This is a genomic window from Zobellella taiwanensis (assembly GCF_003012795.1).
Lineage (GTDB): Bacteria > Pseudomonadota > Gammaproteobacteria > Enterobacterales > Aeromonadaceae > Oceanimonas > Oceanimonas taiwanensis.
Window position 1 is genome coordinate 86743 of record NZ_PXYH01000001.1, and the last position, 12485, is coordinate 99227.

Sequence of the window (12485 nt, forward strand, 5' to 3'; positions counted from 1 at the left end):
CGCAAATTTTTGATGTTTAACTAATGTTACCGGCCATATGCCAGATCATACCCTGTCCCAGGGTCAGGGCGCCCAACATTAACAGGGCTGCAACCGCAATCACCGGTGGTTTGGTCTGCTCCTTGCGCAACAACGGCAGCCACCACACCAGGGCGCCGGCCAGCACCGCCACGCTCACCTGCACAAAGGGCAGGACAAGGGGTTGCAACTGGGTCTCGTCCACGCCCAGGGCCCGCACCAGCAGCGCCAGCAGCCAGAGCACGCCGAACAGGGTGCCGGACAGGGGCAGCAGCAGGTTGAAGGCCTGCAGGCGATGGCGGGCACGCACCATGATCAGGTGGGCGAACACGCAACCGCCGCAGCCTGCCGCCAGCAGCGCCCAGCCGGGACCGGTGAGCCCGCCCAGCCAAAGTCCGTACAGCAGCGCCAGGCCCAGGGCCGGATAGTGCCAGCTCAGGCCCAGGCTGCGCTTGCCCTGCAGCCGGGCCTGAAACAGCACCGCCCCCAGCCCCGCCACCAGGGCCAGGCCGCCCAGCCATAGCAGCGGCCGGGGCGCGCCCGCTTCCACTCCCAGCATCAGCGCCAGGCCGAATACCGCCCAGGTGGACATCAGGCCGTCGCTGATCCGCCGCCGCTGGCCTGGGCAGAGATCGCCGTTGCGCAACACCCAGATCAGCAGGGCCAGGGCCGCCACGGCGGTCAGCGCCAGGGGCGCGTACAGCCGCGCCGGCAACAATTCGGTCATTTTAATGGTCTCCGTCTGTGATCCGGCGGGCATTTTACCGTTGTCGGCGGGCAATCGCGACTACGCGGGCGAACATCCGCCGCAATTCCGCCGGCACCCGCTGCGGCCCCTGCAATTCAATCGCCTCCACCACCGCCAGCGCCATGCCCGGTTTGCTGCGCCGGCTGAGGGCCCGCTCTATGATGCGGGTGGGCGGGGTGTGTTTGTCGTTGATTTGCGCCTCCTGGCGGAAAATCTGCTCCAGGCCGTTGTAAAACAGGTAATGCTCGATGTCGGAGCGGGGCAGTACCGTCAGGTGATCGCTTTCCCGTTCGCCGCGCAACATGCTGCGCACGCCCTGGGCGTATTTCTGGCCGGCCTCGTCGCCGTCGGTCAGCAGGTGCCAGCCAATGCCGAAATCCCGCGCCACCTTGATCAGCGGGCTGTGGCCGCACTGGGCGAATTCGATAATGCGGATGCCCTCGGCGGGCAGCACATAGCCGCAGATCCGCGCCAGCTCCGACAGCAGCCAGATTTCGGTTTCCCCCTCCACCAGCAGCCAGTAGCGGGCAAACAGCGACATGGGCCGGTTGATGCGCACATGAAAGGCGATACGGCGCATGTCCTCGGCACTGTAGCGTTCGTTGCCGATACGCAGGCAGCGGGTCTGGTGCTCAGTCCGCACCAGCCGGCGCAGGTGGTGCAGCGGAAAGGCCGACAGCAGGTCGCCGGAATTGGTGGTCACCAGCTTCTGCCCGGGAAAGCGCTCGAGGATGCCCCAGGTGGCCGCCAGCATGGTGGGATGCAGCCGGCTTTCCGGATCTTCAATCAACAGCAGCGGCCGGGCGCCGGGCTCGATGGGCCGCCCACCCCTGGCCTGCAATATGGTGCGGGCCAGGGCCGACAGCGCCAGGGACAGGCCGCTCTCCTCCCCCAGCGGCTGCCAGTCGTTGAGCCGGCCCAGCTGGCTCAGGGTCACCGGGTGCACGGCGATGTCGCGCGCCCGGCGCGGCGCCCGGCTGGTGGCCCCCTGGGGGGTAAAATAGTGTTCGAACAACTGGCGCACCGCGTCCAGCCCGGCCTTGATGTCGTCGCGGCTCAGTTCGTCCTCTTCTGCCAGTTGCTCGCTCAGCCGGGTCAGCAGTTGCTCGTAGTCGCCGTTGAGGCTGACGATGGGCAGATCCTGGGGCGCCCCGCGGGAGTCGCGCAGGCGGAACACCGGGTTCATTTCAATCAGTTGGTGCACCAGGGCCGAGGGCTGCTCCAGCGCCAGCGGCACCCCGCCGGCGTCGAGAAAGTCGTGGCTCGACACCACCCCCTTCGCCTCGCGCCGGGCCCGGGCCCGGTAGTGGATGCGGTGGTAGTGGTCCTTGTGGGCCATCCATGCCGGCGCCAGCCGGGCCAGGCGGGCAGAGTGCTGGCTGATGCCGGGCCTGTGCTCCCGGTAACTGAGCACAATCTGCAGCTCGTCCACCGCCTCGCCCTGCTCGTTCCGGTAGAAGTCGTCTTCCACGAACTGGTAGCAGCAGGCCCCCTGCCCCAGCAGCCGCCACAGGGCGCGGAACAGGCTGGTTTTGCCCCAGGCGTTTTCCCCCATCAGGGCGGTGCTCTGGTCGAGCGCCAGCGACAGCTGGTTGATGCCCATAAAATTGCGGATCTGAACGTGCTCGAGGTACATGTGCGATATCCGTATGCAGGGAAGCGGTCAGTTGCGGTAAAGCACCTTGAGCAGATGATAACCGAAGCGGGTTTTCACCGGTCCCTGCACCGTGAGCAGGGGGCCGCTAAACACCGCCTTGTCGAAGGGACCGACCATGTCGCCCTTGCTGAACTCGCCCAGGTCGCCGCCGCGCTTGCCGGAGGGGCAAATGGAGTGCTTTTTGGCCAGCTTGCCGAAATCGGCGCCCCGGTCGAGCTGCTGTTTGAGGGCCAGGCATTCGGCCTCGGTTTTGACCAGGATATGTAGCGCGCAGGCACGTTTTGCCATCAGGGGATCCGCATGGAGAAGAACACAGGGGGCCAGTGTGCCAAAAACGGGCGGTACAGGGAAGGCGGGTGAAGCGCAAGGCGGTGGGGCGCGGGCGGCTCGCCCGCATAAAGCAACACCTTTGGGCAAGGACGATCATCCCCGGCCCGCGGCGTCACTTTTGGGGATAGCAGGTTCCCGCTGCGCGGGAAGGCAGGCGGGCCGCCTGCGCTCCAGGGTGCGCCCTCCCCTTCACGCCTCCCGCCTTACCCCTCACGCCATATCAGGCCACCGCCAGCGCAACCGTGTCGGCGTGGGTCTGCACCAGCTCATCGTGCAGGGACACCACCGCCTGCTCATAGAACTCGTCGTCCACGATAAACTGCATTTCTACCGCCCGCAGCGACTGGTGCACCGCGCGCACCGGCACCCGGGCCTGGTTGAGCGCACCCACCGAGCGGGCCAGCAGGCCGGGAATGCTCATGTCGCTGCCCACCGCCGACACCAGCGACACCTTGTGGGTGTTGACCTCGGCGTTGGCGAAGCGGCGCTGCAGCGCCCCCACCAGGCGCTGCACCTGCTTGCGGTTGCCGGCCAGGTAGTAGGTCAGGGTGTTGGCGTTCATGTCCTTGGCCACCAGGTTGAGGTGCATCTTGTCCAGCTCGTCGGTAAAGCCCTCGGCGTAATGGGACACCCGCCCCACCATGTCCTGATCGAACAGCTCCACCGCGAACAGGTTGCGCCGGCCCGCCACCATCTCCACGCAGGGCGAGGGGCTGCGGTAGTCGGTGGTGATCAGGGTGCCTTCATGATCCGGCTCAAAGGTATTGCGCACCCGCAGCGGTATGCCCTGCTGGCGCAGGCCCTTGGCGGCCTGGGGGTGGATGGCTTCCATCCCCAGGTTGGACAACTGGTCGGTGACGTCATAGTTGGTGCGCCCGATGGGAATCACGCTGTCTTCCCCCGCCAGGCGCGGATCGGCGCTGCTCAGGTGGTATTCCTTGTGGATGATGGCCTCGCGCGCCCCGCTCAGCACCGCCAGCCGGCTGAAGGTCATTTCGCTGTAGCCCCGGTCGAAGCTGCTCATCAGCCCCTCCCGGCAATGGGCATAGCCGGTGACCACCGGCAGCTGGCTGGCCAGGTCGACCCGGGCCAGGGCCTGGCCGAGCACCTCGTCCAGGGGCAGGGCCTCGTCGGTACGCCAGCCGGTCAAATCCATCAGCACGGCGTTGACCCCGCTCTGGCGCAGGTAGAGCACCATATTATGGGCACTGTGGGCCTCGCCCATGGCGGCCAGCAGCTCGCGGATGGTCTGCAGCTGCTCATCCAGCTGGAACTGGCCGAAGGCGCAAACCTGGCGCAGGTGGTGCAGGCAGTCGCGGATGCCGGCGATGCGCTCGTCGAGGAAGGCATCGGCCAGGGCCCGCTCGGGGGTGGCGCCGAACATGTCGGCATTGATCCGGGCCATGCGCTGGCTGACGTTGTCCAGCGCCTGCTCCCAGGCGCCGTCGTCCTCGGCATCGGCATAGGTGGCGTACACCCCGGGCGCGCCGGTGCGCTTGCATTCCAGCAGGCCGTCGGTGATGCCGCCAAAGGCCGACACCACCAGCATGCGCCGGTAATAGTCGCCCGGTTTGCGGTTGTGCAGCACTATGTTGTCCCGCACCGCCCGGTACTGGCTCATGGAGGTGCCGCCGATTTTTTCTACTGTATGTGACACTCTGTGGTTCTCCCGTTCCCTGATGTGAATGTTTGATATTTTTGAGCGCACATTTTCAATGGGCCTGGATCTGACAACCCTGCCCAGTGAAAAGGTGCGAAATATAGCGCATTTGCAAAGCACCGCCGGGGTTGCACTCCGCCGACACGCTTCAAGCCCATCCATGGGACGCTCGGCAAATGCATCTGACCGCCAGGGATGGCGGAAATGCCGAAAATGCAGGAGCAACTTTTCGGCCCTGACATTTGACGGTCGGCTACGGCAATCCCCGCCGTTGCTTTGCGTGGCTAATTTAACTCAGCCTTCCGCCGCTTCCGTTTCCAGCGGATAGACGCCGTCGGCGTCGTGCACTTCCTTGCCGGTGAGCGGCGGGTTGAACACGCAGGCCAGCTTCATGTCCTCGCTGCCGCCGCGCAGCAGGTGCTCGTCGTGCTGGTCGAGCACATAGAGGGTGCCGGGGCGGATTTGATACACCTTGTTGTCGTCCAGGGTCTGAATTTCCCCGTCGCCGCTGATGCAATACACCGCCTCCAGGTGATTCTGGTAGTGGATATGGGTCTCGGTATTGGCATAGATGGTGGTGATATGGAACGAAAAGCCCATCTTGTCGTCCTTGAGCAGCATGCGGGTGCTGTCCCAAGTGCCGGTTTCGGACTCGACCCGGCGTTCGGTTTTTTCACAGTCGGCAAGCGTACGTACGATCATGGTATTTCCTTTGTTGTTCGGGTTGGCGCCATGGCCGGTGGCCATGGCGTTGACTTGTTCCGGATTCAGGAGGCCTTTTTCAGGCGCTTGGCGGCCACGTCCACAATGGCCTGCTCCAGCCAGTCCAGCCCCTGGGTCAGTTCGGCCTCGGTAATGATCAGCGGGCACAGGCACTTGACCACTTCGTCCTCGGGACCGGCGGTTTCAATCACCAGCCCCAGCTCAAAGGCGCGGGAGGTGATCTCGCCGGCAATGTCGCCGTTGACGCAGGCAATGCCCTGCATCATGCCGCGACCCTTTACCCTGTCGAACAGCTGGGGGTGCTTGTCGGCCATGGCCTGCAGCCGGCGGCCGAGCAGTTCGCCCTTGGCGCGCACGCCGGCGGCAAACTCGTCATCCTGCCAGAAGGTTTCCAGCGCCTTGCGGGCGGTAATAAAGGCATGGTTGTTGCCGCGGAAGGTACCGTTATGCTCGCCCGGCTCCCACTGATCCAGCTCCGGACGCAGCAGCACCAGCGCAAAGGGCAGGCCCATGCCGCTCAGGGACTTGGACAGGGTGATGATGTCGGGCTTGATGCCGGCGGGCTCGAAGCTGAAGAAGGTGCCGGTACGGCCACAGCCGGCCTGGATGTCGTCGGCAATCAGCAGGATATCGTGCTTGCGGCAGATGTTCTCCAGGCGCTGCAGCCAGGCCACGGAGGCGGCATTGAGCCCGCCCTCGCCCTGCACCACTTCAAACAGCACGGCGGCGGGCTTGTCCAGGCCGCTGGAGTTGTCGTTGAGCATGGTTTCAAACAACACCAGGCTGTCCGCCCCGGTGCCCGCGTAACCGTCGTAGGGCAGACGGGTGACGTTGGCCAGCACGGTGCCGGCGCCGCCGCGATGGTGCTGATTGCCGGTGGCCGCCAGGGCCCCCAGGCTGACGCCATGGAAGCCGTTGGTAAAGGCCACGATGTTCTCCCGGCCGGTGACCTTGCGCGCCAGCTTCATCGCCGCTTCCACCGCATTGGTGCCGGTGGGGCCGGTAAACTGGGCCACGTGGTCCATCTCCCGGGGCTTGAGGATGATGTCCTGCAGGGCGGTGAGGAAGGCTGCCTTGGCCGAGGTGTGCATATCCAGACCGTGGGCGATGCCGTCGCTCTGGATATACTCAATCAGGGCCTCCTTCAGTACCGGGTGGTTGTGGCCGTAGTTGAGGGTGCCGGCCCCGGCGAGGAAGTCCAGGTAGCGCTTGCCGCTCTTGTCGTGCAGCCACACGCCGCGCGCCTGGTTGAACACCACGGGAAAAGAACGGGCATAGGTTTGTACACTGGATTCCATTACATCAAAAATACTCATCACGACTCCTTAAAGTCTGATTTAAAAACGGAAAATTCAAAAAAATTCGGAACGGGCGGCCGCTTCAGCCGAGCGGGATGCGATAGAGGATCTCGCTTTTGCTGTCACCGTCGAAATGGCGCTCCTGGTCGAACAGCACATGGCGCACGCCCAGGCCGTCGCCCCGGTCGCGGGCCACGCTTTCAAACAGGCCCCAGGAGGCGGCGTTGTCGGCGGTGATGGTGGTTTCAATACGGGTGACGCCCCGGCAGGCCTCGGACTCCAGCAGGGTGTCGAGCAGCCGGCGGGCCAGGCCCTCGCCACGGGCGCGTTTATCTATGGCTACCTGCCAGACAAACAGGGTGTCCGGCTCCTTGGGCTTGCGGTAGGCAGAGATAAACCCCAGCAGCGTGCCGTCGTCCTCGTCTTCGGCCAGCATGCAGGTGTCGGCGAAGTGCAGGCACTGCAGCAGGTTGCAGTAGGTCGAGTTGGTGTCCAGGGGCTTGCAGCGGGCAATCAGCCGATTGACCTCATGACCGTCCGTGGAGCGGGGATGTCGTAGCAGTAGTTGCAGATCAACAGTGGTATCCATAGTTTATGGCTCTAATTAGTTTTGGTTAGTGAGCGAAGTAAAAATTGCTTTATTAACCTAACAAACCATTGATAAATTGCAAGCTTCCGTCTGTGAATTTAATTTGAACCGCATAGAATTTGCACATCGGGTTCTGGCCAAAAAATCCGATCCAGGCTTCTCCATTTGGCGCCGGATGCCCCGCCCCGCCTGACCTGCAACAAAATCCGCCACCGCCACTACCGCTTTGATCGCCACCTGCTACTATCAATCCAGTGGCGATGCTTTTGTCGCCACCCAGCCAGACCAGAACGGAAGACATTATGAGTACAAAAGAAACAGGAACCGTAAAATGGTTCAACGAGGAAAAAGGCTTCGGCTTCATCTCCCGCTCCTCGGGCAATGATGTGTTTGTGCATTTTTCCTCCATCCAGGGCGGTGGTTTTAAAACCCTGAAGGAAGGCCAGGCGGTCAGCTTCGTGGTCACCCAGGGCAAAAAAGGGCCCCAGGCGGAAGAAGTGGAACTGATTTGACCCCTAAGCAGGCGGCATCCCAATGCCGCCAATCCATTGATTTGAAATCTAAGTATCATGGGGTTATCCTTTCGCCGGTTTATCGCGCTTCATTCATCAGCCTAAACCGGTATTTCCATGCTCAGACTGCTCGCCTCCCTGTTGTTCCTGTTCGCCCTGCCCCTGGCCGCCACCCCCCAGCAAGACGCCGGCACCACCGAAGACGTGCGTACCCGGCTGACTCCTTTTATGGAACGCTACATGCTCGACGAACTAAAGGCGCTGCGCAGCGAAATGGCCCAGTTCCAGGTCAATGTGAAGGAAGAGGTGGTGCAAAAGGAGCTGGGCGTGGCCGACAAGGCCATGAGTTACGCCAACGTCACCGTGACCTACTTCTTCTACCTGCTGGCGGGGGCGGCCTCGGTGCTGGCCATCGTCGGCTGGCAGTCCCTGCGCGAGCTGAAAAAGAACGCCCGGGAATACGCCGAAACCCAGATGCGCCAGATCACCGACACCTATGAGCGCAAGCTCAAGCAAATCGAGCGGGAATTGCAGCGCAAGACCAAGGTGATTGCGGAAAACTACCGGGAAATCGAACGCTTCCAGGAAATCCACGCGCTCTGGCTGCGGGCCAGCCAGGAGCAGAGCCCCCAGGCCAAGATGGACATCTACGACCAGATCCTGCGCATCAAGCCCGGCGATCTGGACGCCCTCACCCACAAGGCCGACGCCGCCCTGATGATGAACGAACGCCAGTGGGCCCTGAGCCTGTGCAACCGGGTGATGCAGGTAGACCCGCAAAACGCCCACGCCCTGTACCAGCGGGCCTGCGCCCACGCCGGCGTCGGTCACGACGAGCAGGCGCTGGCGGATCTGGAGCTGGCGATACAGCGCAACGTGCACCTGCGCAGCGTGGCGGCCGACGACGAGGAATTCGAGCCCCTGCGCCAGCATCCGCGTTTTCTCGAACTGACCCACGACGGCAGCGACCACGGCCAGGGCGACGGCAACACCGATAACAAAAAATCTTCATGAAATATCATTTCATGACACGTTAAAAAAATTGATTTTGCGTACAAGGCTGCAGTGCCATACTTTCCGCGATCTACAACGCCACGTTAGAGTGAGAGTGCATATGAGCTTTGAGTCACCCAAGCCTTTTCAGGACTTCGCCCACTTCCCCCGCGGGTTGCGTCGTTGTGGCGAGTTCACGGTGGCGGAAGCCCAGCTGCTTGAGCAATGCGGCCACGCCATGCTGGGTTTGTATACCGGACAACGGACCCCCGCCACGGACGAAGAGCAGCGCTTCATCGAGCAGGTGCAGCAGGGCGCCGTCGCCGACAGCCGCTACGCCAAGGTCTGGCTGAAATACCTCAAGGTCATCGGGCCCAAGCGCGTCCACCGCCTCTGTACCCCCATGGCCTCGGGCAGCGGCGACGAGGACTTCGAGCCCGTCGAGGACGTGGCCGAATAACCCCACCCAGGCCGGCTCCGCTCCGGCCTTTTTGTTGCCCCGCCGCCGCCTTTGCCGGCGCGCTCACCCTTGTGTTACCCCTTTGGCGCCCCGCCCTGCCCCAAGCCCGCACCGGGGTGTTATACTCCACCGCTCGGGCAGCCCCGGCACCATTCACCGATAAAGACACCACAACACCATGAGCGACCAAGCAACAGAGCCCACTTTTTTATTTCACGACTACGAAACGGCGGGGATCAGTCCCGCCCGGGACCGGCCGGTGCAGTTCGCCGCCATCCGCACCGACGCGAACTTCAATGAAGTGGGCGAGCCGCTGATGCTCTACTGCCGGCTGCCGGCCGATTACCTGCCCTCGCCCGAAGCGACCCTGATCACCGGCATCACGCCCCAGAAAGCCAACCAGGAAGGGCTGTGCGAAGCCGACTTTATCGCCCGCATACACGGCGAGTTCAGCACACCCAACACCTGCATTCTGGGCTACAACAACATTCGTTTCGACGACGAATTCACCCGCTACACCCTGTATCGCAACTTTCACGATCCTTACGCCTACAGCTGGCAGCAGGGCAACTCCCGCTGGGATCTGCTGGACGTGGTGCGCGCCTTCTACGCCCTGCGCCCGGACGGCATCCACTGGCCGGAAGACGAGGACGGCAAGCCGAGCTTCCGGCTGGAAATGCTCACCGCGGCCAACGGCATCGAACACGGCAACGCCCACGACGCCCTGGCCGACGTGCGCGCCACCATCGCCCTGGCCCGGCTGTTGCGCCAGGCCCAGCCCCGGCTGTTCGACTATCTGTTCGAACTGCGCTCCAAGCACAAGGTGAAGGCGCTGATCGATGTGATCAACGGCAAACCGCTGGTGCATGTGTCCGGCATGTTCTCCGCCTGGCAGGGCTGCGCCAGCTGGATTGCCCCCCTGGCCTGGCATCCGGACAACGCCAACGCGGTGATCTGCGTCAACCTGGCGATGGATCTCAGCCCCCTGGTGGAGCTGGACCCGGAACAATTGCGCGAGCGGCTCTACACCCGGCGGGAAGATCTGGGCGAGCTGGCCCCGGTGCCGGTCAAGCTGGTGCACATCAACAAATGCCCGGTGCTGGCCAAGGCGGCGGCGCTGACCGAGCAGCGGGCCGACGAGCTGGGCATCGACCGCGCCCGCTGCCGCCAGAGCCTGGACCTGCTGCGCCGCCACCCGGAGATCCGTGCCAAGCTGGTGGAGCTGTATCAGCAGGCACCGCCCCCGCCTGCGGCCGACGACGTGGACGCCGCCCTCTACCAGGGCTTTTTCGACGACGCCGACAAGGCCGCCATGGCGCTGGTGCGCGCCGCCCCCCCCGAGCACCTGGCGGCCATGCCGCTGCACTTCAAGGATCCGCGCCTGCCCGAGCTGCTGTTCCGCTACCGGGCGCGCAACTATCCCCACACCCTGGACGAGCAGGAATGGCAACGCTGGCGCCTGCACTGCCAGGACCGGCTGTCGGCCCAGGCCGACGGCTACCTGCACCGGCTGGAGCAACTGGTGCTGAACCATCAGGACGATGACAACAAGCTGGCCCTGCTGCAGGCGGTGGCCCGTTACGTGCAATCCCTGTAGGAATCCGGACATGAAACTGATCCGCGACTTTATTATCCTCCTGGCCTGCCTGCTGGCCGGCAAGGGCATCGCCGCCCTGCTGCCCTTCGCCTTTCCCGGCAGCATCATCGGCCTGTTGCTGTTGTTCCTGCTGCTGAATTTCCAGCTCATCCCATTGCCCTGGGTACACGACGGCGGCCTGCTGATCCTGCGCCACATGGCACTGCTGTTCATTCCCGTCGCCGCCGGCCTGCTCGGCTACGTGGACGTGCTGAGCCAAGGGCTGGGCCTGATCATCGGGGCCGCCTTCAGCGGCCTGGTGCTGATCCTGCTGGTGGTCGGCCGGCTCTACCAGAGGATGCAACCATGATATTCTGGCTCGCCATCCCGCTCACCGTCCTGCTGTACCTGCTGGTGAAAAAGCTGGCCCGGCGGCTGAAAAGCCCGCTGGTCAACCCCATACTGTTGCCGGCGCTGATGATCATCGCCCTGCTGCTGCTTACCGGCCAGGATCCGGCCGACTACCAGGCCGGCATGCGCCCGCTCAGCCTGCTGCTGGAGCTGGCGGTCGTCGCCTTTGCCCTGCCCCTGTACCAGCAGGCGGCCAAAATCCGCCGCCAACTGCTGCCCATCATGCTGTGCTGCAGCCTGTCGGTGCTGATTTCGGTGGGCACCACCCTGCTCATCGGCGGCCTGGTCCATGCCAGCCCCGAGCTGCTCGCCTCCATCGCCACCAAATCCATCACCACCCCGCTGGCCATGAGCGTCAGCGAGGCCATGGGCGGTATTCCGGCCATTGCCGCCGGCCTGGTGATCATCGTCGGCATGATGGGCGCCATCGCCGGCTTTCCGCTGATGCGCCTGGCCGGCATCCACCATCCCGAGGCCCAGGGGCTGGCGATGGGGGCCGGGGCCCATGCCATCGGCACCGGTGCCGCCGCCGAAGTGGGCAACACCCAGGGGGCCTTCGCTTCCCTGGCCATGGTGGTGTGCGGAATCGTCACCGCCATCCTGGCCCCGCCGCTGTTCCATCTGTATCTTTGGCTCATGCACTGACAGGAGGCACCATGCCCCAGACCCTGGAAAACGCACTGCACCAACTGCAACTGAGCCGGGCCTGCCGTTTCAGCCCGGCCCAGCTTGCCGAACTGTCCCGCCATTGCGGGCTGGCCGGCGACGCCCTGGCACTCGCCCTGCTGGAGCAGGCCCGCCGCCTGGCCCGGGTGCCGGTCTCCGACTTTCGGGTCGGCGCCCTGGCCGTGGCCGGTTCGGGCCACTGGTATCTGGGCGCCAACCTGGAGTTCGCCGGCCTGCCCCTCAACCATTCCCTGCACGCCGAGCAGTCCGCCATCGGCCATGCCGCCCTGTGCGGCGAAACCCTCATTGCCCGGGTCGTGGTCACCGCCAGCCCCTGTGGCCATTGCCGTCAGTTCATGCACGAGCTGAACCAGCCGGAACTGACCATAGTCCTGCCCGAACGCAGCCAGCGGCTGGAGGAGCTGCTGCCCAACGCCTTTGGCCCGCGCGATTTGGGCATGAGCGAAGGCATGCTTACCCCGGCCCCGGCCGGGCTCGACTGCGACAGCCAGGATCCCCTGGTGCGGGCGGCGCTGGCCGAGGCCAACGCCAGCTATGCTCCCTACAGCCACAACCGGGCCGGGGTGGCGCTGCTGCTCAACGACGGCCGCGTCTGCCGGGGCCGCTACCTGGAAAACGCCGCCTTCAATCCCAGCCTGAGCCCGATGCAACTGGCCCTCAGCCAGCTATTGCTGCAGGGGGCGACGCCGGCGGACATTTGCCGGGCGGTGATGGTGGAGTCGGCGGCCGGCATCAGCCAGCATGCCACCGCCGCCCAAACCCTGGCCAGCCTGAGCCCGGTGCCCCTCTACAGCCTGGTTATCTAGGGAGCGGGCCGTAGGGG

General features: G+C 64.3%; 15 protein-coding genes. 7 read left to right on the top strand and 8 right to left on the bottom strand.

What is annotated here, in order from left to right; all coding sequences use genetic code 11:
* Positions 1–16: 16 nt before the first annotated feature.
* The 8 genes from C7I36_RS00380 to C7I36_RS17170 all read right to left on the bottom strand — a co-directional run bounded on the left by C7I36_RS00380 (position 17) and on the right by C7I36_RS17170 (position 7324).
* Positions 17–745, bottom strand: coding sequence for a hypothetical protein (locus C7I36_RS00380; protein ID WP_106451768.1), 729 nt, complete (start codon positions 743–745; stop codon positions 17–19).
* 34 nt (positions 746–779) lie between these two features.
* Complete coding sequence (locus tag C7I36_RS00385; protein WP_106451769.1) at positions 780–2402, bottom strand: DUF2813 domain-containing protein; 1623 nt, start codon at positions 2400–2402, stop codon at positions 780–782.
* A 27-nt stretch (positions 2403–2429) separates the two neighbouring features.
* Positions 2430–2711: a peptidylprolyl isomerase PpiC gene (gene ppiC, locus C7I36_RS00390; protein WP_106451770.1), complete on the bottom strand. Its 282-nt coding sequence runs from the start codon at positions 2709–2711 to the stop codon at positions 2430–2432.
* Positions 2712–2973: 262 nt separating this feature from the next.
* Positions 2974–4410, bottom strand: a complete 1437-nt coding sequence (locus C7I36_RS00395; RefSeq protein ID WP_181256258.1) for an aspartate kinase — start codon at positions 4408–4410, stop codon at positions 2974–2976.
* A gap of 297 nt (positions 4411–4707) precedes the next feature.
* Positions 4708–5115 (bottom strand): ectoine synthase, encoded by a 408-nt coding sequence (locus C7I36_RS00400; RefSeq protein ID WP_106451952.1) that lies wholly within the window; start codon positions 5113–5115, stop codon positions 4708–4710.
* 65 nt (positions 5116–5180) lie between these two features.
* Complete coding sequence (gene ectB, locus C7I36_RS00405; RefSeq protein ID WP_106451771.1) at positions 5181–6452, bottom strand: diaminobutyrate--2-oxoglutarate transaminase; 1272 nt, start codon at positions 6450–6452, stop codon at positions 5181–5183.
* 64 nt (positions 6453–6516) lie between these two features.
* Entirely contained in the window at positions 6517–7023 is a 507-nt protein-coding gene (gene ectA, locus C7I36_RS00410; RefSeq protein ID WP_106451772.1) for a diaminobutyrate acetyltransferase, read from the bottom strand.
* 52 nt (positions 7024–7075) lie between these two features.
* Entirely contained in the window at positions 7076–7324 is a 249-nt protein-coding gene (locus C7I36_RS17170) for a hypothetical protein (RefSeq protein ID WP_146137284.1), read from the bottom strand.
* Between the two features lies 1 nt (position 7325).
* Between C7I36_RS17170 and C7I36_RS00415 the strand changes: the two genes are divergently transcribed.
* From C7I36_RS00415 to cdd, 7 genes are all read left to right on the top strand, one after another.
* Entirely contained in the window at positions 7326–7535 is a 210-nt protein-coding gene (locus C7I36_RS00415) for a cold-shock protein (protein ID WP_106451773.1), read from the top strand.
* Between the two features lie 117 nt (positions 7536–7652).
* A complete protein-coding gene (locus tag C7I36_RS00420; RefSeq protein WP_106451774.1) occupies positions 7653–8549 on the top strand; it encodes a TPR end-of-group domain-containing protein in 897 nt (298 codons plus the stop codon).
* 100 nt (positions 8550–8649) lie between these two features.
* Positions 8650–8988, top strand: a complete 339-nt coding sequence (locus C7I36_RS00425; RefSeq protein ID WP_106451775.1) for a MaoP family protein — start codon at positions 8650–8652, stop codon at positions 8986–8988.
* 178 nt (positions 8989–9166) lie between these two features.
* Positions 9167–10585, top strand: a complete 1419-nt coding sequence (gene sbcB / locus C7I36_RS00430; RefSeq protein WP_106451776.1) for an exodeoxyribonuclease I — start codon at positions 9167–9169, stop codon at positions 10583–10585.
* A gap of 10 nt (positions 10586–10595) precedes the next feature.
* On the top strand, positions 10596–10934 hold the full coding sequence (locus C7I36_RS00435; RefSeq protein WP_106451777.1) for a CidA/LrgA family protein: 339 nt from the start codon (positions 10596–10598) through the stop codon (positions 10932–10934).
* Complete coding sequence (locus C7I36_RS00440; protein ID WP_106451778.1) at positions 10931–11620, top strand: LrgB family protein; 690 nt, start codon at positions 10931–10933, stop codon at positions 11618–11620. The genes C7I36_RS00435 and C7I36_RS00440 overlap by 4 nt, the downstream gene beginning before the upstream one ends.
* An 11-nt stretch (positions 11621–11631) precedes the next feature.
* On the top strand, positions 11632–12468 hold the full coding sequence (cdd, locus tag C7I36_RS00445; protein ID WP_106451779.1) for a cytidine deaminase: 837 nt from the start codon (positions 11632–11634) through the stop codon (positions 12466–12468).
* The last annotated feature ends 17 nt before the right edge of the window (positions 12469–12485 follow it).

Coding starts and splice junctions, on each gene's coding strand:
- ectB (WP_106451771.1), bottom strand. CDS start 6,452: ATGAGTATTTTTGATGTAATGGAATCCAGTGTACAAACCTATGCCCGT.
- C7I36_RS00415 (WP_106451773.1), top strand. CDS start 7,326: ATGAGTACAAAAGAAACAGGAACCGTAAAATGGTTCAACGAGGAAAAA.
- C7I36_RS00440 (WP_106451778.1), top strand. CDS start 10,931: ATGATATTCTGGCTCGCCATCCCGCTCACCGTCCTGCTGTACCTGCTG.
- cdd (WP_106451779.1), top strand. CDS start 11,632: ATGCCCCAGACCCTGGAAAACGCACTGCACCAACTGCAACTGAGCCGG.
- C7I36_RS00435 (WP_106451777.1), top strand. CDS start 10,596: ATGAAACTGATCCGCGACTTTATTATCCTCCTGGCCTGCCTGCTGGCC.
- ppiC (WP_106451770.1), bottom strand. CDS start 2,711: ATGGCAAAACGTGCCTGCGCGCTACATATCCTGGTCAAAACCGAGGCC.
- sbcB (WP_106451776.1), top strand. CDS start 9,167: ATGAGCGACCAAGCAACAGAGCCCACTTTTTTATTTCACGACTACGAA.
- C7I36_RS00380 (WP_106451768.1), bottom strand. CDS start 745: ATGACCGAATTGTTGCCGGCGCGGCTGTACGCGCCCCTGGCGCTGACC.
- C7I36_RS00425 (WP_106451775.1), top strand. CDS start 8,650: ATGAGCTTTGAGTCACCCAAGCCTTTTCAGGACTTCGCCCACTTCCCC.
- C7I36_RS00385 (WP_106451769.1), bottom strand. CDS start 2,402: ATGTACCTCGAGCACGTTCAGATCCGCAATTTTATGGGCATCAACCAG.
- C7I36_RS00400 (WP_106451952.1), bottom strand. CDS start 5,115: ATGATCGTACGTACGCTTGCCGACTGTGAAAAAACCGAACGCCGGGTC.
- C7I36_RS00420 (WP_106451774.1), top strand. CDS start 7,653: ATGCTCAGACTGCTCGCCTCCCTGTTGTTCCTGTTCGCCCTGCCCCTG.
- C7I36_RS17170 (WP_146137284.1), bottom strand. CDS start 7,324: ATGTCTTCCGTTCTGGTCTGGCTGGGTGGCGACAAAAGCATCGCCACT.
- ectA (WP_106451772.1), bottom strand. CDS start 7,023: ATGGATACCACTGTTGATCTGCAACTACTGCTACGACATCCCCGCTCC.